Here is a 25,758-nt window from a genome sequence, read left to right as displayed (position 1 = left end):
TAGAGGAAGCGGGGCGGTGTGGATGTGAGGTTGAAAAGAATCAATAGATATAGGGAGGACAGATAGTATGGCCGATGAAAGGAAACTCGTAATCGCCGGCGGCGTGGCCGGGGGGACAGCCGCAGCCAGTCGCGCTCGCAGGGTGGATTCTGGACTCAAGATCGATCTCTACGAAAAAGGCCCGTATATTTCCTATTCCGCCTGACTGATGCCCTACTACATCGGTGATGTAGCCACCTCAAACGAACTGAATAAATACATCGTCAGACCTCCTCGGGTTTTCAAGGACGGCCATGATATCGATATCCACCTCCAGCATGAAGTGCTCTCCATCGACACGCAGGCGAAGGAGACACAGGTCAGGGACATCAAAAACGACAGGACGATAACCGTTCCCTACGACACGTTGATTATCTCCACCGGCGCCCGATCCCGCCGGCTGAACATACCGGGCGATGACGCCCCCAACGTCTTTTACCTCAAGGAGCTGTCCGACGCGGAGAGCATCAAGCGGTTTATCGATGAGAAAAAACCGAGCCGCGCGGTAACCTTGGGCGCCGGGTTCATCGGACTGGAGATGGCGGAGGCCTTCGGACATCTTGGTATTCAGAATACGATGGTCTATCGGGGGTCAAAACCGATGGGTCGATTGGGAGATGACATCTCCGAGATGATCATCGGGGAGGTGGAGGAGCACGGCGTACGCTTCATCCAGGATGCGAACCCGTCATCCTTCACCCTGGATGCGGACGGCATGGTCATCTCCGTGGTGACGGATAAGGGCGAGTTCCCCACGGACATGGTGCTGATTTCAGTGGGCGTGATACCGAATACGGAGATCGCAAAAGCCGCGGGCCTTGCCCTGGGCAAAAGCGGCGCCCTCAGCGTGGATGAGCGACAGCGCACGTCAGATGAGCATATCTATGCCGCCGGCGATTGCTGCGAGGTACTCCATCGCATTACCAATAAACCGGTATTCGTCCCTCTGGGAGATTTGGCCAACAAGCAGGGCTGGGTGGCGGGGGAGAACGCCGCGGGGGGCGATGTCACCTATCCGGGCATCTTCGGCTCGGCTCACTTCAAGGTCTTCGATCTGGAGGTGGGATTCACCGGTCTCAGCTGCATGGAGGCGGAAGCGGAAGGCATCGACTACATCGACCGGACCATCGAGGGCCGTTCCAAACCGCGGCTCTACCCGGGCAGCTCACTGATCCGTGTATGCCTCGTGGCGGAAAGAAAGACGAGGCGGCTGTTGGGCGCCCAGATCGCCGGGCGTGACGGCGCCGCCCACCGGATAAACATCATGGCCGCGGCCCTTGCAGGCAAGCTGACGATAGAGGACATCGTTGACCTGGACCTGGCCTACGCGCCGCCGTTTACCCCGACGATAGATCCAATTCTCACCGCCGCCAGGGTGCTGCAGAAGGATATGGGATAACAGTGATGAAACCATATCGACTTACGCGAACGGCAGTGGTTATTGTGTGCGGGTTGCTGATCGCCGGGGGTGTCTCAGGCTGTGCATCCATCTGGATACAGGAGATCTTCTTTCCCACGCGATATGTCGTGGCCCCCTGGTACGACGCCGCCTGGACCGATCTCTCCGACTCCATCGAGGGAAAGCGGGGAGAGCCGTATGAGAGCATCAGGAGCGTCATTGAAGAAAAAAGGAGAATAGAGCCGATTTTCGCGGTGGACGTTCAGGGCGGGTCCGGGGATGATCGGTACCTGCTGTCGCCCAGGAACACCCGGGTGCGCCCCTCTTTTTGGGACGGGAGCTTTCGCTGGAACCTGGCAGAAAACGGCAGGAATTATATCTTTCATCTGTATGCCGATGGAGTCGAGACCGTCACCCACATGCTGCCGGTGACGACGCACACCAGGGTGGAGGACGACGAGTGCCAATTCGTTCCGGGGGTTACGTATTCGTGGGATGTGACCCTCTGTGTGGTGGCGTGCAACCTCAGGCTTTCGGCCAATCCCTTCGACCGTCCCGCCTTTACCGTCCTTACGGAAGAGGAGGACGCTGCGGTTCAGCGGTGGCTTGATGAGCTGGCATCCACCGACAGTGGGGAGATCGACTCTGAGACCGGGGCGGCCCTGACGGCGTTGGCGCTGGAGTGTCACGAACTGTACCTCGAGGAGGAGGAGTATCTGCTGGAGGCCGTCGAGATATATCCCGAATCGATCATCCTGAGGCTCATCCTGGCGGGGGCATACGACCTGATGAAATCGCCGGAGCAGGCCCGGGCCGCGTTCGAGCTGGCGAGGGATCTGGCGGTGACCGATACGGACGCATTATCGGAACCTTGATGGCGCCGAAGACGGCGCCGGGAAGTTGAGTGCGGGTGGGATGCGGTCCGTGTATCCACACATATGTTTCAGAAAAAAGGCGGGAGAGGGGAAGAACCCCATTCCCGCCTTTTTTATTGATGCTTTTGAGCGGAGGAGGGTGGCGGGTTAATCCATCGGCGTGTAGGACGGACCCACCAGGGACCGGAGGATGGTGTGTTTCTCATCCGAGGTTAGTCCCATATCCTCGTATTGTTCCCCCCGCTTCCGCTTCACCTCGCTCATGCAGACCCTGTGTGCGAATCCGGTGAGGGGAAATTTGGCCGAGAAGTAGGCGGAGCACGCGATCATCACCACCGGCACGAAGGCGAAGAGGATGCGGATGGAGAGGACGGCCGAACCGGTCTGTTCTTCCATTGGTACATCGGGGATATAGCGTGCAAAATCGAGGCTGAAACCGAGGAGCGCCAGGGCGAGGCCGGCGGAGATTTTTCTCAAGAACGTCATGAATCCGACGTAAATACCCTCCCGGCGCTTTCCGGTCATCAACTCGTCCACATCGGTGATGTCCGGAAGCATTGCCCAGGGCATGAAGCCAACCGGCGAGATGGATATCCCCAGCAGGAACGCGTAGACATACAGGGCCACGGTAGGTGTATCGCTGCTGAAAAACCATCCCATGGCCATCATGACCGCCCAGAGGCACAGGCCGATGAGGAGCGCCTTGCTCTTGGAGATGCGGTTGCCGAGGTAGACGAACAGCGGCAGGAAGAGGACCTGGGTGATCAGCATGATGCCCAGCAGCGTCGAGCTCATGTTCTGTTTGCCCAGGATGTACGTCAGGAAATAGAGAAACGTGGCCATCAGTATGTCGAGGGAGACATAGGAGAAAATATACAGACCCAACAGCAGGCGAAACGAGCGGTTTTTCATCGATTCCCTGAACGACTGCCAGAAGGGGAGCAGGTCGGACTTTTGATATTCCGGTCGCTCGTAGGTAACGAAAAAGACGCCGATGAAGGGGAGGGAATAGAACAGACCGAAAATCGCCGCCATCACCATGTGACCCACTCCCTTGTCGGTGAATTGCGCGATGATCAGGGCCGGGATCACCGCGGAGAGGAGGCTCGACGTGGTGGAGAGTCCCCCCCGGATGCCGGAGAGGTTGTTTCGCTCCTCGTAGAGGGTCGTCAGCTCCGGGATGATGGCGTTGTAGGGGACCATCACCATGGTATACACGGTACGAAATAGAAGCTGGACGATCAGGAAGTAGATGAACATCACCACCTGGTTTTCCAGCTGAAGCGGCACCCACATCAGGAAGAATGATACGGCGATGGGGGCAATGCCTATAATATAGTACATCCGCCGCCGACCCCACCGGCTGTGGGTTGCATCCGTGATACGCCCCATGATCGGATCCGTGACGGCGTCCCACAGCTTGGCCGCCAGCATGATTGCGCCGGCGTATGCAGGCTTGAGATATACGACATCGGTCATAAAGATCATATAGAAGATGCCCATCAGCGTGAACGAGCCGCCGCCGAAGAAATCGCCCATGCCGAAAAATATCTTGGTTGTGAGAGGTATCCGCTCGCCTTCGAAAGGTTTGGTCAAGGGAGACATGTCGCACTCCTTTTGTAAAGATGATGCACCATCGGCCCTTATCGTATGTATAATAAAATCGAAATCGACATAATTTTAAACAAACCGCCCATCCCTGTCAATTCAATTCTTCAAAGGATGAGATTGAGGGAAGATGACTTGACGTATGGTGAAAAATGCGGTGTAATAAACACTTATAGGAATTTTTCACTCTTTGTCACGGCGATCGGAAGGGACCAATCGATGACGGACAACAACACACCTGATTGGATCATGTCGATCACCCCGGAAGAACTGGGGAGGGATTCGGGAGTTGAGGTGACGATCGTGCCGGATGAGGAGGAACTCTATCTCCATTTCGCCCGGGCAATGGTCGATACAATCGAAAAAAACACTGCCACAGGAAAACCGACTTCGTTTATCCTTCCGGTGGGTCCGGTGGGGCAATACACACCCTTCGCCAAGATGGTTCGGGAGAACGGCGTGAACCTTTCCGAACTGAGCCTCTTTTTCATGGACGAATACCTCACCGATGATGACGAGTACATCCCCGAATCCCACCCATTGTCGTTTCGGGGTTTTGTCAAAACGGCCGTCGTCGAGCCGCTCGCGGGTCACCCGGGGTGGGATCCCAGACGGGTTCATTTTCCGGACCCGAAAAAGCCGGACGAATATACCCGGATGATCAGTGACGCCGGGGGTATCGACATCGCCTTCGCCGGTGTGGGAATCAGCGGACATCTGGCCTTCAATGAGCCGCCGGAGCCGGGAGAGACGGTATCGAAAGACGAGTTCATCAAAAGAAGGACTCGAGTGCTCTCTCTCTCCAGGGAGACCAAAACCATAAACTCGGTCACCGCTGCCGGCGGGGGCATCTTCTATATTCCGTCCCGGGCGGTTACCGTGGGAATGTATGAGATCTTTTCCGCCGATAAAATCATGGTCTATATGAACAGGTTCTGGCAGAAGGCGGTCATCCGCCGGATGCTTCACGGCGAGGTGACGGCAGCGTTCCCCGCATCCCTGGTTCGCACCCGGGGCGCGGTTTCGGTAACGGCAACCGAAGAGGTGAGCAGGCCGCCCCTTCCGACCCTCAGGTAGATCGAACACACGAACCCTCCCGATCGCCGGGGGGTGAAAGGATTCCATGAAACATCACCACAATGCTGATGAGCCGATAACGGAAAAAGCGGTTTATCACCGGTGGGACCTGCATCTTCACACGACCATCGGATCTCCCTGCGCTGCCTACGATCCCTTCGAGATACCCCGGTATGCCGCCGGGGAGGAGTTGGACGGCGTGGTGATAACCGACCACAACTTCGGCTGGAAGGAGGAGGGCGTTACCGCCGATCGATACAACAGCCTGGCCGACGCGTTTCACGCCGCGGGAATCCGAATGCTGCTGGGAGTGGAGGTCTCGACGAGGGAGGGGGATCTTCTGGTGTATCCCCGGGACGTGGAGGAATTTTTTCACGAGCTGCCGCGGGATTTCGGAAAGATGGACCATGAGGTGAAAGATGTTCTCGATACCGCCGAATCCCTGGGTGCGCTGTGCGCCCTGGCCCATCCTCATGCCTATCCCGAGACGGTCGTCCATGCCATGGAGCGGTTCAACGGGGCCAGGGGGGTGTTTTACAACCCGTACGGCATACCGGAAATCGGCGGCAGCGACGCCCATTTTCCCTGGGGCGTGGGCGCGGCGTATACCATGTTCGAAGACCGCATAGAGACGATCGAGGATCTGATTCGGGAGGTAAAGGCAGGCCGCTGTCGTCCCGTCAGGAGGGAGCGCAAAAGCGGCGCCGACAGTGTCGGCTGACGAGATAGCGGTGGTTTTCTACAACAGGGGCGTGAAACAAGAGCGCGGTAGTCCTGAGCGCCTGTCGCCGTATTGCAGCTCAATCCCTTCCATTATTTAATCACTCGATAGTATCACTTCACCATTATGTCGGCTCCCGGTCCCTGCCGGGGCCGGCAGTGCCGGCTCCCTATAAGGCGGTGGAGTGAGACCGAATGAGTGTGAATGAGCGTAGATGCTATATTACCGGGCTATCTCCCATCACAAGGCCCCGCCGGTATCTTTCGCCCCCTTTGTTTCTTTGTTCCCCTATCGGTTCAGATCACCACTATATTGGCTCCCGGCCCATGCCGGGCGGCCAACGGGCCGCACCGGAGATATACCCGGTGAGATTATAGATACAAAAGATATGGTTTCCAGTCCCAATCTGATCACCCCACCGCTATAACGGTACCCGGCCCATGCCGGGCGATTAGCGGTCCGTGCCGGGGCCGTTCTCCCATATCATCACCTCGAAGAGATACAGAGAGCTCATCGATTCGGAATAGGGGTAGGTGATCATCAGCCACCTCGCCTCGAAGGGCTTGTCACGGATTGTCAATCGCTCGGCGAGACGGGTCGGGTCGGACGCCATCAGGTCCGTATGGCTTGTGACCACCGCCCTTTCCAGCCGTTTTTCCTCGCCCGAGAATTTTCCATTTTCGGACACATACAGGTAGATGGTGTTGGCGGAGGGCTCGATATCCGGCTCTATCGAGGCGGCCAGGATTTCAATGGAGTGAATCGACTTGACCTCTCCCAGGTCGATCCACCATGTTCCCGAAACCGGAAGGGTATAGGGGGTGGAGGGATCGCCGTCGGCGGCGGCGGGGGCGGTGATGTCGTTGTTTCCTCCGATCAGGATGGTGTGTGGGTCGTTCGCATCGATGGATGTCAGGGCGAGATCGGCGGCACCGCCGGGACCGATGAGGTCATGAGCACTCCCTCCCGCTTCGGCCACACCGTCGAAATCCGTATTTTCAAAATCATCCCATCCCAGGACCAGGTCTTCGTTGAGGGACCTCAGCGGACCGTCATAGGTGACGGCGGTGAGGTGGATATCGCTTTCCCAGCCGGGAAGCATCGTCGCCAGCTCCGGCCATACGGCCACCCGGTCGACCATGGAGACCGGAAACGAGATCGGCACCGCCGCCGATTCATCCTCAATCGGTGACGGGGACTCGAACGCCCGGTACAGTGCGAAGGAGAAACCCGCGGGCAGGGCCTCCGGCTTGGGGGTTCCCGGAGTCATGAGGAAGAGGTCTACGGTGCCGTCCCCGCGGTTGTTGGAGGTGATCGCAAGGGGATAATAAAGACTATTGGTCTTGAACCGATACGCCAGGGGTGTCGCGCCCCGGGGCGTCTCATCGAGGGAGACGACGTCGAACACGAAATAACGGATATCCCGATCGAGATACGATTGAACGAGGCCGGTGAACCTGGCGGCGGAGCCGGGGAGCGCATCGATTCCCCTGGCGGCGTAGAAATCGGTTAGCCATGAGAAAAAGGCGTCCGCGTCCGTTACCTCCACCACGGTCACGTCATGCACGCCCACAGTCGCCGTCATCACCACCGAAATCCCCTCAAGGGTCCGCTCCTCCCCACCGCGCATCATGCCGTCTTCGTCATAAAAGGGGATGAATATCCGGGGGGCGTTTTGTTCGATCAGGTCGAACACGCGCTCAAACAATGCCGTGTCCGCCTCGAATACGGCGTCCGGCGGGGAGGGGAGGGGGAGAAACTCGATGACGTCGGTTTTTGTTGATACATTGGTCTCGGTGGCGAGCACCAGCAGCTCTTCGGTGCCGTTAAACGCGATCAGGCCGCGCTGGGCCGGCTCGTAGAGCGATATGTTTGCTTCGAGCGTAATCGGGAGCGCCCCCCGATCCGCACGGGATGGGGTGCCGAAAAATAAAAAGATCGTCATCGCAACGACGGCCGTAAGGATACGTATGGAGACGACGGTGGGTTTTTTTGTGATCATATCGGGTATGTCCGTATTGTGTTGTTCGTGTGCTTCAGGCATTATATTCGAAGCGGATCGAATGTGTCAAGGTGGAGGCACTGGTTTTCACCGTCGGATCGTGTATGCGCTGATGTAATTTTATTCCGATCAGTGTGGGAGAGGGGACGTTGCGATCCGTCGTTCGAGGGTACACGGGTGGAGATGTGTGATCCGAGGAGGATATCGGAATCCATAGACGGCGGGTCGGCGCCTTTCCGCCCGTGTCGTGTGCATCGTCCGCGTTCCCGGTCGTCGATTATCCCTTTTCATATCGTATGGATTTTGGTTTGACCCATGCCTTGAAATCATGGTATAGAGACAGTATTCACCAGCAATATTAGTCGGTTTTGTACATTTTCATTATTTCTATTTTAAAAAGGAGTTATTCGCATGGCTGAGGTACATGGAGGACATCTGGTCGTCGAGGCCCTCAAGCGTAAGGGCGTCACGAATGTATTTACCCTGTCAGGCGGTCATATCGATAAAATCTACGACGCCTGTATCGACGGAGGCATATCAGTAATAGATGTGCGCCATGAACAGGCGGCGGCGTTTATGGCCATCGGCTGGTCCATGGCCACGGGGAACCTGGGGGTTTGCCTCGCCACGGCGGGTCCCGGCGTGGCCAACGCCATCACCGGCGTGATGGACGCCCATGCGTCTCACATCCCGATGCTGATTATCGGCGGTAGGAGCCCCAGAAAGGAAAACGACCTTGGTGCGCTGCAGGACCTGGATCAGCTCGCGCTCCTGCGTACCATCACGAAGGCCGCGTATATCTGTAACGACACGCACCGCATCCCGGAGTACATCAACACGGCGTTCCGCAACGCCCTGAGCGATCGCCCCGGCCCTGTCTATCTTGAAATCCCGGTGGACGTTCTGGGCAACAAGATCGAGATGGAGACGGTTTCGTTTCCCGACAATACGAAACCGCGTTACAGGCCCGCGGGCGATCCGGAGGCGATAGCCAGTGCCGCGAAACTCCTGAAGGGTGCGAAGAAGCCACTGATCATCGGCGGCGGTGGCGTACGCTGGGGGGATGCAAGCGGCGCCCTGGCCGACCTGGTGGATGGGGCGAACATTCCCTTTATGCTCTTCAACGAGGCGAGGGGGGTGGTGCCTGACGATCACAAATGGAGTCTGTGGAGCGGCGGGTTGATGGGGCTGACGATCGCGGCGTCACAGGCCGACGTCATCCTGGTCCTCGGGCTTCGGATGACGTGGCTTTCGTCCTACGGGCAGATTTTCGCCAATGCGAAGATAATCAGGGTGGACATAAGTGGGGGGGAGGTGGGCAAGAACATCCCTCATGAGATCGGTATCGTGGGAGACGCGGGCCAGGTACTCAGGGGAATCGTCAAGGAGCTCGGGAAATGCGACTTCTCCGAGTGGGCGAACGAGGCGGTGGGCACCGGCATAGCCATGATGGCGGAGGAGAACGCGAATAAGGAACAGACCACCGGCCCCATTCACCCGGTCAAGCTGGTGAGCGAGGTATATAACGTCTTCGGCCCTGATGCGGTCTATGCCACCGACGGCGGAGACGTCTCCTATTTCACCTCGGTGCACCTCAGGGGGGGTGGGCCGGGTCGCTTCCTCTCCAACGTGGGGAACCTCATGGGATGCCTCGGCAGCGGGATCCCCTTCGGCATCGTGGGGAAGCTGGCCCATCCTGATCGCACGTCCGTGGTGGTGACCGGCGACGGGTCGTTCGGCCTCAACGGGATGGAGATCGAGACGGCCGTACGCCATAATATCCCGGTCGTGATTGTCGTGGCGAACGACCAGGCCTGGGGCATGGTCAAACACGGCCAGGAGCTTCAGTATAACCGGGTGGTGGGAACCGACCTGGGGCCGGTGCGTTACGACCTGATGGCCGAGGGCCTGGGGGCCCATGGTGAATTTGTCACCGAGGTAAAGGATATCGTCCCGGCCCTGGAGAGGGCGAGGGATGCGGGGAAGCCGGCGGTGGTCAATGTCATCACCGATCCGACCGTAACCAGCCCGATCACCCACATCTTTGTGGCGGCTCTCAACGTTTGATACCTGCGACTATCCTCAACATGTGACGGTCGGTAAGGGTGATATAATACTGTACAGGCTGGGCATACGGCCCGGCCTGTACATTTTCTCTAAAGATATTCTTACTGAACATTTCAGACCTGTATACCGTAAATGGTTGATTCTCTATCATCGGGAGGGAAACATATGTCCGCACCCGACAAGCTGTGTGTTATCTGGAGCTCCGGGGATCCGGATGTGGCCCGGAGCATGGTGTTTATGTACACCCACAACTCGAAACGATTAGGATGGTGGCGTGAGGTGAAGCTGGTGGTCTGGGGGGCGTCGGCCGTGCTCATGTTGGAGGACGAGAGCCTTCATCAGTACATCGAACCGATGAAGGAAGACGGCGTGATCCTTCAGGCGTGCCGAGCCTGCGCCGATATGCACGGAGTAACCGAGAAGCTCGAGGCGCTGGGGATCGAGGTTATCTACATGGGGGAGCCGCTGACGGAGATGCTCAAGAGCGATGAATGGGCGGTGCTGACGTTCTGACAGGCAGGGCCTGCTTCCAATATAGTGGTGGATTGAATCGACAGGGGCGCCAGACCGACAGGGTCGGCTCCCTTTATAGCGGTGGAGTGAGGCGACAGGGGCGAAGAGAAACAGAGAGGTAAAACCGGCAGGGACTGAGTCGGTAAGGGCCGATGCGGAACGCCGGGTGGATATGAATAAGCATAAGACACCGTGTTACCGGGAAATCCCTCTTTTCATTCCCGCCCCATGCGCTCCGGGCCACCGCCATATTGGCTGTCGATCCTATCAACCCGACAGGGTCGGTTCCCTTTGGCAGGTGCGTGAGACGAGAGAGAGGTGGTCTTGGGTGCCTGTCACCGTATTGCAATACAACCCCTCCCATATTTAATCACCCGATAGTGACACTCTACCACTCTCATGGCGGCAGGCACTGCCTGCTACATGCTGAATTTTTCCCCCAGGTATTTCTCCCGGGCCACCGGGTTCGAGGTGATCTTTTTCGGCGTGCCGTGAATGAGGATATTTCCCTCGGCAAGGATATATGCCCGGTCGCAGATGCCCAGGGTTTCCCGGACGTTGTGATCGGTGATGATGATGCCGATGCCCCGGGACTTGAGGGACAGGACGATCTTCTGGATATCGTTGACGATGATCGGGTCGATGCCGGAGAACGGCTCGTCCAGGAGTATGAAATGGGGGGACGTCACCAGCGCCCGGGTGATTTCGACCCGCCGGCGCTCGCCGCCGGAGAGGGAGTAGGCCTTGTTGTGGGCCAGATGGGAGATTTTCAGGTCGGAGAGAAGCTGTTCCAGTCGGTCTTCACGCTCCGCTCGGGAGAGGGGGAGTGTTTCGAGGATGGCCATGACGTTTTCGGCCACGGTCATTTTTCGAAAGATTGACGATTCCTGAGGAAGGTAGGTGATTCCTTTCCTGGCCCGCATGTGTACCGGGAGGTCGCCGATGTTGTCGCCGTCGAGGAGGATCTCTCCCTTATCCGGCTTGACGATTCCGATAATCATATAAAAGCTTGTGGTTTTTCCGGCGCCGTTGGGGCCCAGAAGCCCCACGATCTCCCCGGACTCGACGTCCATCGCGACGTGATCCACCACCACCCGGCCCCGATATGCCTTGGTCAGGCCGGATATCTTCAATGTGTGAGTGCCGTTTTCGGTCATTTAGAAATCTTCTTCCTTGGGATAGATGGTCACATGCGCCCGCCCGTCGCCTGTGCCTGTGGCGGTGCTTACTTTAGTGTTGAGATCATAGGTCAGAGTCTCACCGGTCACCATGTCATCCCCCCTCCAGAGGGTCGGAGATCCCGTGAGGGTCAGTTTCTCGTTTTCGTAGTCGAATACTAGATGACCTGCATTACCCCTGATGTCGGAACGGACAAACCTGACGTTTCCGTCCGCGGTGATCTTTTTAATGTCGCCCATTCCACCGATATCTCCGGCGAAGTAGACGGTAATCGTCCCGGCGGTGAGGACGGCGTCCTTATGGGAGGCGGATACGCCGCCGGTGTAACGGATAAAAGAGCCGTCACGACTGCCGTACAGGCCCCGGGAGGTGATGTGGACGATCCCGCCGCTGAATGAAGAGACATCGTCGAATCCGAAGAGGTCTTCGTCGGCGTGAGGTTTTTTCGAGGGTGAATCCAAGCTTGACCCTTTTACGTTCAGGTCTGTGACCACGTCCTCGTGGACGAAGAGTTCCTCCTCTTCCAGATCGAAGGTCAGTCCCGTTCCGTGAAATGAGATATCGGTGCCGGATAGTGCAATCGGGTCGTCGGTCGATATTTCATTATCCGTTGAATCGAAGTGAAGGGTGTCGGTTGTGAGGACGTAATCCTCCCAGGCGGTAATGGTCACGTTATCGTTCAGGCTGATGTTCTTCGATTCATTATCCAGAACGCCGCGGTCTCCGGAAAGGGTCAATTCGTACGTGTCCTGGTAAAAGAATACGACGTTGATATTATCAAACTCGGAACGATCTTCATCCTTGTAAAACCGCGCTTCGTCGGCTTTTATCTCCCAGAGGGTCTTGCCGTCCTTGGATTCGGTGTAGGTGATCGTTCGCGCTTCGAGGCTGGCGGGGACATCTCCGGACTCGATCTCCTCACCGACCAGATCGCTGCCTGTGATCTCCGGGATGTCGGAGGTTTCATTTCTCTTGTTGTAGGTAACAATCAGGACAATCACTATCCCCGCCACGATGGCCAGAGACACGATTCCCAAAATCAGTCTCAGTCGTTTCATGGATACCACCATGCAATAATCAATTGAATTGTATCAAGACACTATACCATTGAGGGTTTTTACAGTAAAGCACTATTTCACGTACCGTTCGATGGAGGATTCCCAGAGCTTCTGTGATTTTAAAATGAATTCGCACACCTCTCTTGCGGCACCCCGGCCGCCGGGAAGATCGGTGATGATATGGGCGTATTGCTTCGCTTCGTCGACGGCATCCGCCACCGCCGCCGCAAGGCCGACCATCCGCATGGCGGGGATGTCTATCAGGTCGTCCCCCACGAACGCCGCGTCTTCCGGGGCGAGCGACAGCCGATCCAAAAGCTCCGTGACGACGCCGCTCTTTTCCAGTTTTCCCTGGAAGAGGTGCTCGATGCCCAGTTCTTCGACCCTGTACCCGACAACATCGGACTTCCTGCCGGTGATGACGGCGGCCTGAATCCCCGCCCGCATTGCGAGCTTGATGCCGTGGCCGTCCTTGACGTTGAATTCCTTGGACTCGGACCTGTCGGCATGGATGATGATCGAGCCGTCGGTCAGTACGCCGTCCACGTCGAAGATGATCAGCTTAATCCTCTCGGCCTTTTCATGGGCGTTGGGATCGATGAGGTGCATGGTGCCTCCCGGTTTTCTTGAAAGGAAACAATTCCTTGTTATGAATACAGATCGCGTTTCGTCGTTTCAAAGGCGTCTTTGCCCACCGCCAGGGCGGCGGCTGTGGGCATTTTATCGGCGGCCGCCGCCACCATGTCGGCGGCAAGGTATCGGATGTCCCACTGGGCGGTTTCGTCCATTCTGAGCCGGGCGACGTGATACAGCTCCCTGAGATTCATGGAGACGAGCACCCGCCTGCGGTGCGCGTTGGTGAGGATGTATTCCGCACACCCCGGAAGCCGCTTGACGATTGTATGATAAAACGACTCGGAGGCGTCCACCGCTTCCATCATGGGTTTTTCGAGGCCAGCCTCGGTGATCGAGGGGGGGATGGTCACCCCTAGGGTGGAATCATAGGGGCCGGACAGGATGGTCGCCATGCGGTGACGCTTGAGCTGGCCGAAACAGGACGATGAGACCACCGCCTCGAAGGTCAACGGTATCAGCTCCAGCTCACGGGGTGCGCGATCATAGGACTCCATACGGGAAAAGGCCGAGAGGATCAACTCCCGCACTGCGTCGGCACCCTTGATGCGGATATGCTCCAGGGCCGTGCGATATTCCATGTCTCCGTGTGAAGAGAGAAAGAACGCCGCGAGCCGGGTGTCTGCGTCTTCGGGATAGTCCACCAGGGTCACCTGCCGGTCGGCGGGAGCGGCGGACCGTGTCGATTTCGTATTCGGAACCATCCGGGAAGCGACGCCTGTTACAATACCGTCGGTTTCGATGTCGTAGGGGGTGGGCGTTGTATACTTGATGACCGACGGGGCATGGGGCGAGACGGCGTCGAATATCGCCCGGGAAAGCTCCCGGACTTCGATGAGGGGGTGGGCCGCCAGCCGCCGGATGGTCATCTCGAGCACCCGGGCGTTGGCGGTCATGCCGAGCTGTGTGAGGGTGGAGAGGGGCACCACGTAGCGGGCGTCCTCCTTGGCCCATCCGGAGAGCACGACCTTTCCCTTTTTATCCCGCGCCATATCCGGATATTTTTCCTCCAGGTAATCGGAAAGCCCGTCCTTCAGTCGATGATATGCGGCGTTGAGCCGGCCGACCACGGAATGGAATTCATCCGCAGAGCCGATCTCAACAATCTCTTGGGGGACCAGGTAATCGTCGGTGAGGGTGATGTAGCGCTGGGATTTCTCGGTATACGATGCGAGCCGCGAACGCTCAAGCTCCTCCACCGCCCGCCGGGTGACGTCGATGATATCCAGGTTGAACACCGCGTGCTCCGCCACGGAGGAGTGTCCCAGACCGAAGATGATCGATTCATTGGAGCGCCGGGCCCGATCCACCTGTTGGACGGCGTCTTGTCTGAGTTCATTCACCGATCGCGGATCCCGGCTGATGCGGGCGTACGCCGCCGAGAACGTCTCCGGCGTCAGGTCCTCCGCTCCGGAAAACTCACGGAGGAACGCCTTCGTCTCATCCACATCGGCGTCGTCCGCCAGGGTCGACGCCCGGTTCCGATACTCGTCCAGCCGCTCCCGGTCCACGTTCATCCCGGAAAGAATCACCTTCATACTGTATACTCCTTCATCTGCCGGCAGTGCCGGCGGACTAGATAGTGGTAGTTTGTTATAACAGGAGCAGCAGGCTCGAAAGCGATTGAGTGAGGCTGGGTCAGCATATCTTTTTATCAAAAGACACCGCCCAGGTGATTTTCTGCGCACCCTTGTTTCTCTTCGCTCCTACCGCCTCATTCCACCGCTATAAAGGGAGCCGACCCTGTCGGGTCGATAAGATCGACAGCCAACATGGCGGTGGCCCGGAGCACATGGGGCGGGAAAGGAAAAGGGGGAATTTCCCGGTAACACAGTAGCTTATACTTATTCATATCCACCCAACGCCCCGCATCGGCCCTTATCGACCCACCCCCTGCCAGTTTTATCTCTCTGTTTTTTTTCGCCCCTGTCGTCTCACTCCACCGCTATAAAGGGAGCCGACCTTGTCGGCCTGACCCTATAGTTTCCTTCACCCCACTTGTTGCTCTGTGCTCCTTTTGTCCCAATCCACCACTATATTGGAAGACGGCACTGCCGGCAAGAAAAAGCAGCAGTATCGGCAAAGCGCCCAGGAGCGCGCCGGCGCAGAACTGCGGCCAGTTCGTGGAAAAGTCCCCTTCGAGAAACGACCGCAGACCCAGGGCCAGGGTATATCGCTTCGGCTCGGTCAGGACCACGGCGGCCAGCAGGAAATCGGAATACGCCGCGATAAAGTTGAACGCGAACACCACCACGATGATCGGCATGCTCATCGGGAGGGTTATGTAAAAAAAGGTCCGAAAGGGGCCGGCACCGTCCACCGCCGCCGCCTCTTCACAGGTGGCGGGGATGGAGTCAAAATATCCCTTGATCAGCCACGCGGAAAAGGGGACGGCGCCGGCGAGATATACCAGCACCAGGCCTGCGTGAGTATCCAGAAGTCGTAATATCTGAAGAATTTTGTACACCGCCACAAGCGCGAGGATGTTAGGAAAGAGCTGGACGATGAGCAGCCCCGACGTGATGTTTCGCCTACCGGGAAAGGGAAAGCGGGAAAGGGCATAGGCCGAAAGGGAGGTTACGAACACAGCAAGAAGCGCCGTGGTGCCGGAGATGATCATGGAGTTTTTCATCCAGAGAAGAAAGTCGGTGTTGATGATGAGAGAGCGATACTGATCCAGCGTTATCGCTTCGGGCAGGATTCTCCCGGCGGAGAGTCCCCGGCTAGTGGACAGCGAGGTGGAGACCACATACACCAGGGGCAGCCCGGAAAAGAGGACCAGGAGGGCGATGATCAGCGATCCGGAAACGGACGTCCTTTTTTTTACGCCTCTATTCTTTCTCTCCATCATCAAAACGCCTCCCCCTTGTTTTTACGAAGGAGAGCGAGGCTTCCCGCGGTTACCAGGGCCACGACCACAAAGACGATGACCGCATACGCCGCCGCCAGGCCGTAGCGCCTGCTCATGAGGGTGAGGCCGAAGATGTGTGAGATGATGATGTCGGTGGCTCCCGCCCCGCCGATGTTCTCAGGATTCATCGGTCCTCCCGCCGTCAAAAGATAGATGACGGTGAAATTGTTGAACGCCGCCGAGAATCCGAGGACCAGCACCGGCAGCATCCTGCGAAACACCAGCGGCAGGGTGATGGAGGCGAACGTCCGAAAGGGTGCGGCGCCGTCGATTCTGGCCGCCTCGTATATGCCGTTGGGTATGGTATGAAGGATGCCGTAGGCCATGAGCGTCATGAAGGGGATGCCCAGCCAGGTGCTGACCAGCACCACCGCGATTCGGGCGGGCTGGGGGGAGAGGAGCCAGGGCACCTCGGGGAGTTTGAGGGCCGAGAGGGCCAGATTGATCAGGCCGAAATGATAGTTAAACAGCCCCTTCCAGATGAGCACCGTAATGAATGCGGGGATCACCCAGGGGAGGATAAGAATAGGCAGGGTGAAGAGAGCGGCGGCTCGGGGGATTCTTTTCAGGCTTCCGGCGGCCGTGACGCCGATGATAAAGGGAAGGCCGATGGAAAGAAGCGCGTATATCACGTTCCATGTCGAAACCGTACCGAAGTCGCTGACGGGGCTGGTGAAGATAAGGCGGTAGTTCTCGAGGCCCACGAACTCGTAATCGAAGTAGTGGTATAAACTCATGTTGGTGGCGGAGATGTAGATGTTGTATACCATTGGTATCACGGAAAGGAGAAGCACCAGGAGCAGCACCGGTCCAACGGCCCCGATTATGAGGGCCGCGGCGGCGCCGTCGCTGCGCGGGTTGGAAGATATCCCGTGTCTCACCGCCTCATCTCCTCGATCACGGTTTCGATGCGCTCCTCCATTCGGCACAGCGCCTCCTCGGGCGAGAGTGTGCCGTCCATCACCGCCGTCGCCGCGGCTCCGACGGCGTCCCACACCAGCTCCCCCGCCGGGTCATTCGGGTACGGGTATGACGTGCCCGCGATCTCCACGGCGGCGGCCAGGAGGGGTTCCTGTGCGAAATCCTCCTCGCGATAGACCAGAGGATTCGCCATGACCTTGATTGCCCCGGATCCCTCGAAGATGAGACGCAAACGGCTCGGCTCCAGAAGATACGCAAGGAAGTCAAGTGCGGACTCCGGATTTTCTGAATGGGCGCTCACGCCGATACCCATCAGGTTCGCCAGGGGCCTCGCCCTCCGACCGCTTTCCGCGGGCGGTATCGGGTGGTAGCCCACGTTCATCCCCAGGCTCCGGTAAGAGGGGATCAGATAGACGCCGTGAATCATCATCGCCACACGATTCTCGCCGAAGAGCTCGCCGATAATGGGATAATCGATTCCCCGGGGGATGAAGCCTGTGGGACCGGCGATGTCGAAGAGGAGCGTAAGACCCTCGATGCCGCCGGGGGTACACAATCCCATGTGGGTCGGGTCGACGGCGCCCTCATCGGTTTCGGAAAAGATGTATCCCCCATATACGTCGTAGAAGGGAAAGGTGAAATAGAAATTTGCGGGATCTGTGAGGAATCCGTACACATCCGTCTCACCGTCGCCGTCTGTGTCCACCGTCAGGCGACGGGCTGTATCGAGAAGCTCCTCAAGGGTTTCGGGAACCTCGGAGAGCAGCCCCTCGTTCACCACCAGGCCGTATGATTCCACCGTCAGCGGCGCGCCGTAGAGGACGGCGTCGTACCCGAAGGCGTCCACGAGATCGGGGGGGCAGCCGCTCAAGGGAAGCACCGCCCGATCCAGCGGTAAGAGCAGCCCCATCAGGGAGAGTACTCCCACGGACGTGTGGGAGACGCTGACGAGGTCCGGCCCCCGTCCCGCCGGCGCCGCCAGCTCCAGCTTCGTGTTGATCTCGAAGAGGCCGATTTCCCGGACGGTCACCGTCACGCCCCGCTCGGCGCGGTAGTCGTCCGCAATGGCCCTGAGGGTCTCAATTTCATCCGGTGTCATCGCCGCCCAGAAGACCAGGCCAGCGTCATCGGCGGATGATGCGGCGTCATTGGTCCGACAGCCCGCTATCATAGAGCAGAAGAAAAGGCTGATCAAAAGGCATGGGATAAAAAAAAGCGATCGTGTATGTCTGTCGTGTTTTCCACATCCCACCCCCGCCCGCGAGGCATAAAGTGGAAAATCGTGTCCGGATAGAGTTTGTTGTATCTGACGGCACCTCATGTGCACCATACTCTATCACCGAACGTTCATCTGGTAAAGATGTAAATGAACGGTGGGAATGATGTGTGGGTGAATTCGCTACGGGGAAGGGGTGCCGGACCGCCGCTTGCGTGTAAGGAGGGTGAGAAAAAGGTGGAGCGAAAGCAGGACGAGAAAAAAGATCAAGAGATAGCGAAACATTCCCTCGAACTGCCCCAGCACCTTCCAGGTTACGGCCATTGGGTCGCCCAGGAGGTGTTCGTAGCTGTAGTTGCAGCCGTAGAACTTTGCAGAAAGACATCCCACCGCGGCGGCTGTTATGCCGATGATCTTGATGATGATGCGGACCCGAGCCGCGTGTTGGGGGGGGAGGCCGATTGAGGCGAGATACGCGCCGTCGCCCAGAGTCCTGTGGACAATGAGCGCTCCCAGAAGTATGCACCCGGCTATGCCGGCGCAATAGACAATCAGAAGCATTTCCACGGCATAGACCTCACAGGGCGTAAAAACACGCTCGGTGGGGGATAATCGAAAACGGATTTTTCAAAAACATCAGTCCCGATGTTTCCCCATGCTCACGCCCACGGTCATAACGGAAAAGACCACAAGCAGGGTGATGAGCAGCCGAAGGCCTATCGTTTCCATCTGATCCATGAAGGCAAAGAGCATTATCAGCCGGTCACTTGCGGCTTCCTCCGGATACGCGACGGAAAGCGCCCCTGATACCGCCGCCAGGATGATGACCGTACCGATTGTCCGTTTCCAAAATGTACCGGCGGCGGGATTATCCGTCAGGCGTTCGGTTGACGCATTGATGCCGGACTTGAGAAGAAGGATTATACTGATTCCGACGACCAAAGAGACCGCCAATCCCGCAGCGAAGACCAACAAAACGTTCATGATTTTTACGTTCCGTTAATCGTTGAAGAACTTTTTACTTTCCGAGAAATCGATGCCCAGTGCCGTGAGTATCTTTCGCTTGGTTTCCATCCGGCAGCTCATACCTTTCTCGATGCGGTCGATGGTCAGCACGCTCACCCCCGCCTTTCTGGCGAGTTCGGACTTGCTCAAAAGCATCTGCTCCCGGATTGCCGTTAGGGTGTTCTTGGGTTTCTGGGATTCGGTCTCGTTTACTTGTGTCTTTTTCTGTTCTATGACACACTCCCCCTCATCGTGTAAGTGTGAGAGTATACCAACACGGGCGCGCATCCACAGGGATCACATTCTCGGAGGTGAAAACTCTAATATTCAACCATCGGAGGCAGTGATTTTGCCTGGTCTATCCAGTTGGTGATTTCCTTGAGGGACGGAAGGCGACGAACCAGGTTTTTTGCCGCGTTGGTTTCCTTGACCTTTTCGTACAGGTTCTTTGCGTTTCTATTTTTCAGTTCATTGACGGTATCCACCCCCGCCTCTTCCAGCAGGTCCGAATACTCCTCTCCAACACCCTTGATGCGCATCAGGTCGGCCAGGTTCACCCACTCGAGGATGAGCGCATGGCCGATGCCGGTGGAGCTTTCCAGTTCTTTTCTCCCGGAAGGAGTTTTTCCCCGTTTCAGGAGCGTCCCGGTGGTGCTGATTCCCACCGCTTTCAATTTCCCGGCGTATACATCGCCGATACCTTCTATATCCTTGATCGGATAACTCATGAAATACTCCTTGTGTATCGAGAAGAGATGATATGACTGGTACAAAACTTATTGCAATTTGATATAAAAGTCAAGTGAATTTATGAGAAAGTTAGATATTTTATGTATTTGTTGTATGTATTATACCGATAAAGAGTTGAAAATGTATTATTTACTACATTTCTTGAAGTAATTGGAACAGAATGGATTATACAGACTTTTAAGTATCATGTAAACAGCGAAAGTGTTTTTTTTCACCCTTTTTTTCTTGTCCGTGAATCGGTAATATGGTATAAAACTATTACTATCATAGTAGTAACACAAATCAAGATCCCATACATCCGTGCACACCGGACGAAACTGCAAGAGGAGATGACCATGACAAAAAATATTAACGTAGTGGTATTGGGGACCGGCCAAATGGGGACCGGAGTCATCAAGCTGCTTTTGGAAAAACAGGGCATCCGGCTTGCGGGGGCCTATTCGAAAAGGGCGGAACGGTCCGGCATGGACGTGGGTGAGGCAATCGGCCTGGACAAAAAACTGGGAATCTCACTGACCCACGACCTCCCGGATCTCTTGGAGGTGGAAAAGCCGGATTTGGTCATCCAGTGCACCTGCTCCCGGGTGACGGAAGCGTTTCCGGAAATCGAGATAGCCCTCTCGGCGGGGGCGAATGTCATCTCCATCGCCGAAGAGATGAGCTTTCCGGCATACGGGTCGCCTGTGCTTGCGGGGAAGATCGATTCCCTGGCGAAAGAGAAGGGGGTGACGGTGCTGGGCACCGGCATCAACCCCGGTTTTGTGCTGGATCTTCTTGTCATCGCCCTTTCCGGGGTCTGCTTCCGGGTGGACTCCATCGAAGCCCGGCGGGTGAACGACCTGTCCCCCTACGGGCCGTCGGTGCTCACCACCCAGGGGGTGGGAATCACGCCCGAGGAGTTTCACAGAGGCGTGAAGGACGGCTCGGTGGTGGGCCACTTCGGATTTCCCGAGTCTATCAGCATGATCGCCAAGGCCCTGGGGTGGGAGATCGAGCGCATCGAGCAGACCCGGGAGCCGATTGTGAGCGATGTGAAGCGGGAGACCGAGTTCGTGAAAATAGAGCCGGGCCTGACCGCCGGCTGCAAGCACACCGGCATCGGGTACATGAACGGCAGGCCGGTCATTACCCTCATTCATCCCCAGCAGGTGCACCCGCACCTGGCGGGGGTCACCACCGGCGACTATATTGATATTGAGGGCGTACCCGGTGTCTCCTTTTCCGGCTCTCCCGAAATACCGGGAGGTGTGGGCACCGAGGCGTTGGCGGTGAACATGATACCCCAGGTCATCAACGCCCTTCCGGGACTCGCCACCATGGCCGATTTGCCTGTTCCGGCGGCCCTGATGGGGAACGTCGGCAAGATGGTGAGAGGATAGACCGATGGAAAAGCGCGTGAAGAAGGGAACGCTGGTGGAGATCGAACAGGTTATCCTGACGCCGAAAGAACGGGCACCCCAGGTGCCAGACGACACCAAGAAGGTGCCGCTGGTGATGCGGGCCAGGGGGACACTTGTGAACGATGCGGTGATCGGGGAGGAGGCGAGGATCGAGACCGTCACCGGGCGCGTGCTGACGGGGATTCTGGCGGAAAAAAATCCGGCGTATGATCACGGATTCGGAGAGCCGATCCCGGAGCTCGTTCCCATCGGCCGGGAGGTCCGGGTGATTCTGAAGGGCCGCAGTGCGAAGGAGGCGCCCGGAACATGAGCGATACACGCAGGGTGCTGAAAGACACCTCCTATGCGGCGGTGATGGCAAAAAGAAACGAGATCATGAAACGATCCGTGGGCATCGACTATGAGAAGTACGCCACCGGCCCCCTCTCCTTCGATTACGCACGGCTCATGGAGGATACCGGCTACGACATCGAGACGGTGGGGCGCATCCAGGCGGAGACGGCCGTGGGAAACACGCCGATGGTCCAGCTGAAGAACCTCACCGATCTCGCCCGGAGCACGGCGCCGGCGGGAAAGGGCGCCAGGATCTTCGTCAAGGACGAGGCCCAGAATCCGTCAGGCTCCTTCAAGGACCGACGGGCGTCCATCTCGGTATACGAAGCGAAGAAGAAGGGGTACAAAGGCGTGGTGGCCGCCACGTCCGGAAATTACGGCGCCGCCGTGGCCTCCCAGGCGGCAAAACTGGGCCTTTCCTGCATCATCGTACAGGAGGCGTTCGACAGCCACGGCATCGCCCAGCCCGAGATCGCCGAGAAGACGAGGGCCTGCGAGGCGTACGGCGCGGAAGTGATCCGGCTGTCTGTGGGGCCGGAGCTCTTTTATGTCTTCCTGTTGGTATTGGCGGAGACCGGCTATTTCAACGCGTCCCTCTACACGCCGTATTCGATCCTCGGCATCGAGACCCTGGGGGCGGAGCTGGTGCGGGACCTCTCGGTTGTGGACGGCGGGCTCCATCCCGACGTGGTGGTGGCCACCCACGCCGGCGGGGGGAACATCACCGGCACCGGCCGGGGGCTTTTGAAGTCGGGCGTGTCCGACACGATGCTGGTGGGGGCCAGCGTGGACCTCTCGGGGCTTCACATGGCGTCTGATACGGATTTTAACCGAAAATCCTTCACCACCGGCCACACCGGGTTCGGCATCCCGTTCGCCACCTGGCCGGATCGGGCCGACGTGCCTCGAAACGCCGCACGGCCCCTCAGGTACATGGATCGCTTCGTGACGGTCACCCAGGGAGAGGTCTTCTACATCACACAAACCCTGGCGGAGCTGGAGGGGATGGAGCGGGGGCCCGCGGGGAATACCTCCCTGACGGCGGCCTTCGCCCTGGCCCGGGAGATGGAACGGGATAAAATCATCGTGGTCCAGGAGACCGAGTACACCGGCGCCGGCAAGCACCCCATCGCCCAGCTCAACCTCGCAAAGAAAATGGGGGTGGAGGTCAGGCGGGGAAATCCTATGGAAAACGCGCCGGGAGAGGCCATCGTCATCCCGGAGCATCCCTCCCAGATTCAGGTTGTCGACGTGGACATGGAGGGGTTGCGGTCGTCGTATGTGAAGAATGCGGGCCGAAGCCTGAAGCCGGGGGAATCTCCGGGGGCTGGGGACATCGCGTTTCTGTCCGAGGACTGCCGGGGGACGGAGGACTTCGTCCGGAGAATGCTGTCGGAAGCACAATAAAAAATAACAAAATACTGTTTTCTCTCACAGGAGTGTCGTTATGGAGCGGGCCGACGATTTCGAAAAGCGGAGGGCTCACCTTGCCGATATGTCCGATGAGCGGCTGAAAGATTATTTCTGGGAGCTGGTGAATACCATCATCCAGCCGCTGGTGGAGGAGGCGAAGGGACACACCTCGCCGTCCATCGAGCGCTCGGTGCTCTTAAGAATGGGATTTTCCAGCCTGGAGGCCAAGGCCCTCGTGACGATGATCACCGACCGGGGCCTCCTCGGCTCCGGGGCGGGTCGGGTTGTCTACCGTGCGGCCGAAGCCGCCGATGTGGACGTACGCACCGCGGGGCTGAAGCTCTTGGACGGGGGACTCTGGGACGAGGTGACGTCATGAAGCTTCGACCCGATGAAAAACTGGATGTAAAGAAAATCCTCCAGGATCTCGAGGTCTATCGGCCCAGACGTCGGGGGTGGAACTGGCGACGGAAGGTGGAGAATCACAAGATCGGCCCGTTCGTCTACCGGGACACATCAAAAAACCTCACCCACTCGGTTCCCCTGCCGTCGGCCCACTATTTCGGCGGCATCGATCCCCAATGCGATTTCGTCATCACCACGGAGATCGCCTCGGGCCGTTTCGAGGACGACATACGCCGCATGCGCATGGCCGCATGGCACGGCGCCGATCACATCATGGTGATTCGCACCACCGGCCAGTCCCACTACGACGGCCTGATCGAGGGGACTCCCGAGGGCGTGGGCGGCGTCCCGATTACCCGAAAGCAGGTCCGGGCGTCCCGCAAGGCCCTGGACTTCATCGAGGACGAGGTGGGACGGCCCATCAATTTTCACTCATATGTCAGCGGCGTGGCCGGGCCGGAGATCGCCGTGCTCTTTTCGGAAGAGGGGGTCAACGGCGCCCACCAGGACCCCCAGTACAACGTCCTGTATCGAAACATCAACATGCACCGGTCCTTTGTGGACGCCGCGGTGGCGAAGAAGATCATGGCCGACGCCGATATCCTCCAGATAGACGGCGCACACAACGCCAACGCCACCGCCCGGGAGGCCTGGAAGGTGATGCCGGAGCTTCTGGTCCAGCACGCCGTCAACTCCGCGTTTTCACTGGCCGTGGGCATGAAAAAAGAGAACATCGCCCTTTCCACCGTGCCGCCCACGGCGCCCCCGGCGCCCAAGCTGTATATCGACCTCCCGTACGCCGTGGCCCTCAGGGATATATTCGAGGGCTTCAGGTTCCGCGCCCAGCAGAACACCCGCTACATGGAGTCGGACACCGACGAGGCCACCATCACCCACGTGCTCGATACCATCATTTCGAGGCTCACGTCGGCGGACATCCAGAGCACCATCACCCCGGACGAGGGACGAAACGTCCCCTGGCACTACAACAACATCCTGGGGGTGAACACCGCCCGCCAGACATTAATGGGGGTAGACGGCCTGGATGAGCTGGTTGAGCTGAAGATGGACGGCGCGGTCGGCGCCGCCGCCCGGGAGATCAAAGAGCGGGCGGTGCTGTTTCTGGAGGAGATCATCGAGACGGGGGGGTATTTTGCCGCCGTGGAGCGGGGTACGTTTGTGGACTCGGGCAACTTTCCCGAGCGCTCCGGCGACGGCATCGCCAGAAAGGCCGACGGCGGCGTGGCGGCGGGCACCGTGGTCATGCGGGAAGACGACTACATGGCGCCGGTCTGCAGCCACTTCGGGGACAACCACCTCCCGGACGGCATCGAAAAACCCTGCGATCTCATCGGCGGCTGCTCCCTGTGCGATCCTGATAAAATCGTCTATATCGACGAGCTGGACGAGGACGACAACGTACAGAAGCGGCTCGATGCGGTGGAGAATGAGAGGGGGAACGACCTCATCCGGCCAGAGGTGGAGTGGGCGGGGGACGGCATCGTCTGCGTGACGCTCTTCATCCCGGAGCCCAGGGACGTGGCGGAGGCCGCCGCCCTGGAGCTTGCAGCCGGCATGGGGCTGGAGGGACCAGAGGTCATCAGCATCCGGGTCATGCACCCGGCCGAGGGGACCCTTGTCGAGGTGAAGGGAAAGCTCAATCGTGCCGTCAAGCGGGATACGCTTGTCATCCCAAAGGCGAAGGAGCTGATCCCCGAAGATGTCATCGATTCTTTCGTGAGAGAGCATAAACTGTCGCTTGTGGCCGCAACGGTGGGCGAGGACGAGCACTCGGTGGGGATGCGGGAGATCATCGACATCAAGCACGGGGGGCTTGAAAAGTACGGCTTTTCGTGTCACTACCTGGGCACGTCGGTTTCGGTATCCAAGCTCCTGGACGCCGCCCAGGAGACCGGCTCGGATATCGTGCTGATCTCCACCATCATCACCCACAACGACATCCATCGTCTGAACATGCGACGGCTTTCCGACCTGGCAAAGGAGCGGGGCATCAGGGATAAGCTCATCCTGATCGCCGGGGGCACCCAGGTGACCGACGACATCGCAAAGGAATCGGGGATGGACGCCGGATTCGGCCGGGGGACGAAGGGGCATCACGTGGCGAGCTTCATCGTCGATGCGCTGTTGAAATCATCCACCAAGCGGGAGCGGACGTGACGGCGACATCGAAGCAGCATCAGCCGGGGGGTGGGGCGGGTGTGAATGGTGCGGC

General features: G+C 58.2%; 25 protein-coding genes. 12 read left to right on the top strand and 13 right to left on the bottom strand.

All coding sequences use genetic code 11. The annotated features are described in order from the left end of the window. Positions 1–67 precede the first annotated feature (67 nt). From JW885_13800 to JW885_13790, 3 genes are read left to right on the top strand one after another with little or no spacing between them, the layout of a single operon-like run. On the top strand, positions 68–205 hold the full coding sequence (locus JW885_13800; protein MBN1883236.1) for an FAD-dependent pyridine nucleotide-disulfide oxidoreductase: 138 nt from the start codon (positions 68–70) through the stop codon (positions 203–205). Positions 206–208: 3 nt separating this feature from the next. Then, positions 209–1,438, top strand: a complete 1,230-nt coding sequence (locus tag JW885_13795; GenBank protein MBN1883235.1) for an FAD-dependent oxidoreductase — start codon at positions 209–211, stop codon at positions 1,436–1,438. Positions 1,439–1,443: 5 nt separating this feature from the next. Beyond that, positions 1,444–2,313: a hypothetical protein gene (locus tag JW885_13790; protein ID MBN1883234.1), complete on the top strand. Its 870-nt coding sequence runs from the start codon at positions 1,444–1,446 to the stop codon at positions 2,311–2,313. A gap of 147 nt (positions 2,314–2,460) precedes the next feature. On the opposite strand, the gene JW885_13785 is transcribed toward JW885_13790, so the two are convergent. After that, positions 2,461–3,918, bottom strand: coding sequence for an MFS transporter (locus tag JW885_13785; GenBank protein MBN1883233.1), 1,458 nt, complete (start codon positions 3,916–3,918; stop codon positions 2,461–2,463). Between the two features lie 222 nt (positions 3,919–4,140). Here JW885_13785 and JW885_13780 point away from each other — a divergent pair, with 222 nt between their 5' ends. After that, the gene (locus tag JW885_13780; GenBank protein MBN1883232.1) at positions 4,141–4,998 is read left to right on the top strand and encodes a glucosamine-6-phosphate isomerase; all 858 of its coding nucleotides are present in this window, start codon (positions 4,141–4,143) and stop codon (positions 4,996–4,998) included. 46 nt (positions 4,999–5,044) lie between these two features. Beyond that, on the top strand, positions 5,045–5,719 hold the full coding sequence (locus tag JW885_13775; GenBank protein MBN1883231.1) for a PHP domain-containing protein: 675 nt from the start codon (positions 5,045–5,047) through the stop codon (positions 5,717–5,719). 451 nt (positions 5,720–6,170) lie between these two features. On the opposite strand, the gene JW885_13770 is transcribed toward JW885_13775, so the two are convergent. Beyond that, complete coding sequence (locus JW885_13770) at positions 6,171–7,721, bottom strand: DUF2330 domain-containing protein (protein ID MBN1883230.1); 1,551 nt, start codon at positions 7,719–7,721, stop codon at positions 6,171–6,173. 411 nt (positions 7,722–8,132) lie between these two features. Here JW885_13770 and JW885_13765 point away from each other — a divergent pair, with 411 nt between their 5' ends. Both JW885_13765 and JW885_13760 read left to right on the top strand, forming a co-directional pair. Further along, complete coding sequence (locus JW885_13765) at positions 8,133–9,788, top strand: thiamine pyrophosphate-binding protein (protein ID MBN1883229.1); 1,656 nt, start codon at positions 8,133–8,135, stop codon at positions 9,786–9,788. Positions 9,789–9,953: 165 nt separating this feature from the next. Further along, entirely contained in the window at positions 9,954–10,301 is a 348-nt protein-coding gene (locus tag JW885_13760) for a DsrE family protein (GenBank protein MBN1883228.1), read from the top strand. A gap of 419 nt (positions 10,302–10,720) precedes the next feature. Here the strand turns inward: JW885_13760 and lptB are convergent, their stop codons facing one another. From lptB to JW885_13705, 11 genes are all read right to left on the bottom strand, one after another. Continuing rightward, positions 10,721–11,458, bottom strand: a complete 738-nt coding sequence (gene lptB / locus JW885_13755; protein MBN1883227.1) for an LPS export ABC transporter ATP-binding protein — start codon at positions 11,456–11,458, stop codon at positions 10,721–10,723. Continuing rightward, positions 11,459–12,538, bottom strand: a complete 1,080-nt coding sequence (lptC, locus tag JW885_13750) for an LPS export ABC transporter periplasmic protein LptC (GenBank protein ID MBN1883226.1) — start codon at positions 12,536–12,538, stop codon at positions 11,459–11,461. A 72-nt stretch (positions 12,539–12,610) separates the two neighbouring features. Then, positions 12,611–13,147 (bottom strand): HAD-IIIA family hydrolase, encoded by a 537-nt coding sequence (locus tag JW885_13745; protein MBN1883225.1) that lies wholly within the window; start codon positions 13,145–13,147, stop codon positions 12,611–12,613. Positions 13,148–13,185: 38 nt separating this feature from the next. Next, complete coding sequence (locus JW885_13740; GenBank protein ID MBN1883224.1) at positions 13,186–14,709, bottom strand: FAD-dependent thymidylate synthase; 1,524 nt, start codon at positions 14,707–14,709, stop codon at positions 13,186–13,188. A gap of 407 nt (positions 14,710–15,116) precedes the next feature. Continuing rightward, positions 15,117–16,022, bottom strand: a complete 906-nt coding sequence (locus JW885_13735) for an ABC transporter permease subunit (GenBank protein ID MBN1883223.1) — start codon at positions 16,020–16,022, stop codon at positions 15,117–15,119. Beyond that, entirely contained in the window at positions 16,022–16,963 is a 942-nt protein-coding gene (locus JW885_13730; GenBank protein ID MBN1883222.1) for a sugar ABC transporter permease, read from the bottom strand. Before JW885_13730 ends, JW885_13735 begins: the two co-directional genes overlap by 1 nt. Next, a complete protein-coding gene (locus tag JW885_13725; GenBank protein ID MBN1883221.1) occupies positions 16,960–18,174 on the bottom strand; it encodes an extracellular solute-binding protein in 1,215 nt (404 codons plus the stop codon). Before JW885_13725 ends, JW885_13730 begins: the two co-directional genes overlap by 4 nt. A gap of 228 nt (positions 18,175–18,402) precedes the next feature. After that, entirely contained in the window at positions 18,403–18,786 is a 384-nt protein-coding gene (locus JW885_13720; protein MBN1883220.1) for a hypothetical protein, read from the bottom strand. A 69-nt stretch (positions 18,787–18,855) separates the two neighbouring features. Continuing rightward, complete coding sequence (locus JW885_13715; GenBank protein ID MBN1883219.1) at positions 18,856–19,203, bottom strand: hypothetical protein; 348 nt, start codon at positions 19,201–19,203, stop codon at positions 18,856–18,858. 15 nt (positions 19,204–19,218) lie between these two features. Beyond that, positions 19,219–19,512, bottom strand: coding sequence for a helix-turn-helix transcriptional regulator (locus JW885_13710; protein MBN1883218.1), 294 nt, complete (start codon positions 19,510–19,512; stop codon positions 19,219–19,221). Positions 19,513–19,544: 32 nt separating this feature from the next. Then, positions 19,545–19,952: a DUF4332 domain-containing protein gene (locus tag JW885_13705; GenBank protein ID MBN1883217.1), complete on the bottom strand. Its 408-nt coding sequence runs from the start codon at positions 19,950–19,952 to the stop codon at positions 19,545–19,547. A gap of 357 nt (positions 19,953–20,309) precedes the next feature. On the opposite strand from JW885_13705, the gene JW885_13700 reads away from it, so the two are divergent. The 5 genes from JW885_13700 to JW885_13680 are packed head-to-tail and all read left to right on the top strand — an operon-like array spanning position 20,310 to position 25,703. Further along, positions 20,310–21,353 carry an NADP-binding protein gene (locus JW885_13700; GenBank protein ID MBN1883216.1) on the top strand — a complete coding sequence of 348 codons (1,044 nt, stop codon included), beginning with the start codon at positions 20,310–20,312 and terminating at the stop codon, positions 21,351–21,353. Between the two features lie 4 nt (positions 21,354–21,357). After that, entirely contained in the window at positions 21,358–21,684 is a 327-nt protein-coding gene (locus JW885_13695) for a 2-amino-4-ketopentanoate thiolase (GenBank protein ID MBN1883215.1), read from the top strand. 44 nt (positions 21,685–21,728) lie between these two features. Further along, a complete protein-coding gene (locus JW885_13690) occupies positions 21,729–23,114 on the top strand; it encodes a PLP-dependent lyase/thiolase (protein ID MBN1883214.1) in 1,386 nt (461 codons plus the stop codon). A gap of 40 nt (positions 23,115–23,154) precedes the next feature. Continuing rightward, a complete protein-coding gene (locus tag JW885_13685) occupies positions 23,155–23,499 on the top strand; it encodes an ornithine aminomutase subunit alpha (GenBank protein MBN1883213.1) in 345 nt (114 codons plus the stop codon). Continuing rightward, positions 23,496–25,703 carry a cobalamin-dependent protein gene (locus JW885_13680; GenBank protein MBN1883212.1) on the top strand — a complete coding sequence of 736 codons (2,208 nt, stop codon included), beginning with the start codon at positions 23,496–23,498 and terminating at the stop codon, positions 25,701–25,703. The genes JW885_13685 and JW885_13680 overlap by 4 nt, the downstream gene beginning before the upstream one ends. Positions 25,704–25,758: the final 55 nt, after the last annotated feature.

The organism is Candidatus Zymogenaceae bacterium (assembly GCA_016931225.1).
GTDB lineage: Bacteria > Desulfobacterota > Zymogenia > Zymogenales > Zymogenaceae > JAFGFE01.
The sequence above is the reverse complement of the archived record's forward strand: the minus strand, read 5'-3'. Positions and strand labels throughout refer to the sequence as shown.

Excerpts from the sequence above, each read along its gene's own strand:
- JW885_13800 (MBN1883236.1), top strand. The coding sequence starts at position 68 with ATGGCCGATGAAAGGAAACTCGTAATCGCCGGCGGCGTGGCCGGGGGG.
- JW885_13795 (MBN1883235.1), top strand. The coding sequence starts at position 209 with ATGCCCTACTACATCGGTGATGTAGCCACCTCAAACGAACTGAATAAA.
- JW885_13790 (MBN1883234.1), top strand. The coding sequence starts at position 1,444 with ATGAAACCATATCGACTTACGCGAACGGCAGTGGTTATTGTGTGCGGG.
- JW885_13785 (MBN1883233.1), bottom strand. The coding sequence starts at position 3,918 with ATGTCTCCCTTGACCAAACCTTTCGAAGGCGAGCGGATACCTCTCACA.
- JW885_13780 (MBN1883232.1), top strand. The coding sequence starts at position 4,141 with ATGACGGACAACAACACACCTGATTGGATCATGTCGATCACCCCGGAA.
- JW885_13775 (MBN1883231.1), top strand. The coding sequence starts at position 5,045 with ATGAAACATCACCACAATGCTGATGAGCCGATAACGGAAAAAGCGGTT.
- JW885_13770 (MBN1883230.1), bottom strand. The coding sequence starts at position 7,721 with ATGATCACAAAAAAACCCACCGTCGTCTCCATACGTATCCTTACGGCC.
- JW885_13765 (MBN1883229.1), top strand. The coding sequence starts at position 8,133 with ATGGCTGAGGTACATGGAGGACATCTGGTCGTCGAGGCCCTCAAGCGT.
- JW885_13760 (MBN1883228.1), top strand. The coding sequence starts at position 9,954 with ATGTCCGCACCCGACAAGCTGTGTGTTATCTGGAGCTCCGGGGATCCG.
- lptB (MBN1883227.1), bottom strand. The coding sequence starts at position 11,458 with ATGACCGAAAACGGCACTCACACATTGAAGATATCCGGCCTGACCAAG.
- lptC (MBN1883226.1), bottom strand. The coding sequence starts at position 12,538 with ATGAAACGACTGAGACTGATTTTGGGAATCGTGTCTCTGGCCATCGTG.
- JW885_13745 (MBN1883225.1), bottom strand. The coding sequence starts at position 13,147 with ATGCACCTCATCGATCCCAACGCCCATGAAAAGGCCGAGAGGATTAAG.
- JW885_13740 (MBN1883224.1), bottom strand. The coding sequence starts at position 14,709 with ATGAAGGTGATTCTTTCCGGGATGAACGTGGACCGGGAGCGGCTGGAC.
- JW885_13735 (MBN1883223.1), bottom strand. The coding sequence starts at position 16,022 with ATGATGGAGAGAAAGAATAGAGGCGTAAAAAAAAGGACGTCCGTTTCC.
- JW885_13725 (MBN1883221.1), bottom strand. The coding sequence starts at position 18,174 with ATGATAGCGGGCTGTCGGACCAATGACGCCGCATCATCCGCCGATGAC.
- JW885_13715 (MBN1883219.1), bottom strand. The coding sequence starts at position 19,203 with ATGAACGTTTTGTTGGTCTTCGCTGCGGGATTGGCGGTCTCTTTGGTC.
- JW885_13710 (MBN1883218.1), bottom strand. The coding sequence starts at position 19,512 with ATGCGCGCCCGTGTTGGTATACTCTCACACTTACACGATGAGGGGGAG.
- JW885_13705 (MBN1883217.1), bottom strand. The coding sequence starts at position 19,952 with ATGAGTTATCCGATCAAGGATATAGAAGGTATCGGCGATGTATACGCC.
- JW885_13700 (MBN1883216.1), top strand. The coding sequence starts at position 20,310 with ATGACAAAAAATATTAACGTAGTGGTATTGGGGACCGGCCAAATGGGG.
- JW885_13695 (MBN1883215.1), top strand. The coding sequence starts at position 21,358 with ATGGAAAAGCGCGTGAAGAAGGGAACGCTGGTGGAGATCGAACAGGTT.
- JW885_13690 (MBN1883214.1), top strand. The coding sequence starts at position 21,729 with ATGGCAAAAAGAAACGAGATCATGAAACGATCCGTGGGCATCGACTAT.
- JW885_13685 (MBN1883213.1), top strand. The coding sequence starts at position 23,155 with ATGGAGCGGGCCGACGATTTCGAAAAGCGGAGGGCTCACCTTGCCGAT.
- JW885_13680 (MBN1883212.1), top strand. The coding sequence starts at position 23,496 with ATGAAGCTTCGACCCGATGAAAAACTGGATGTAAAGAAAATCCTCCAG.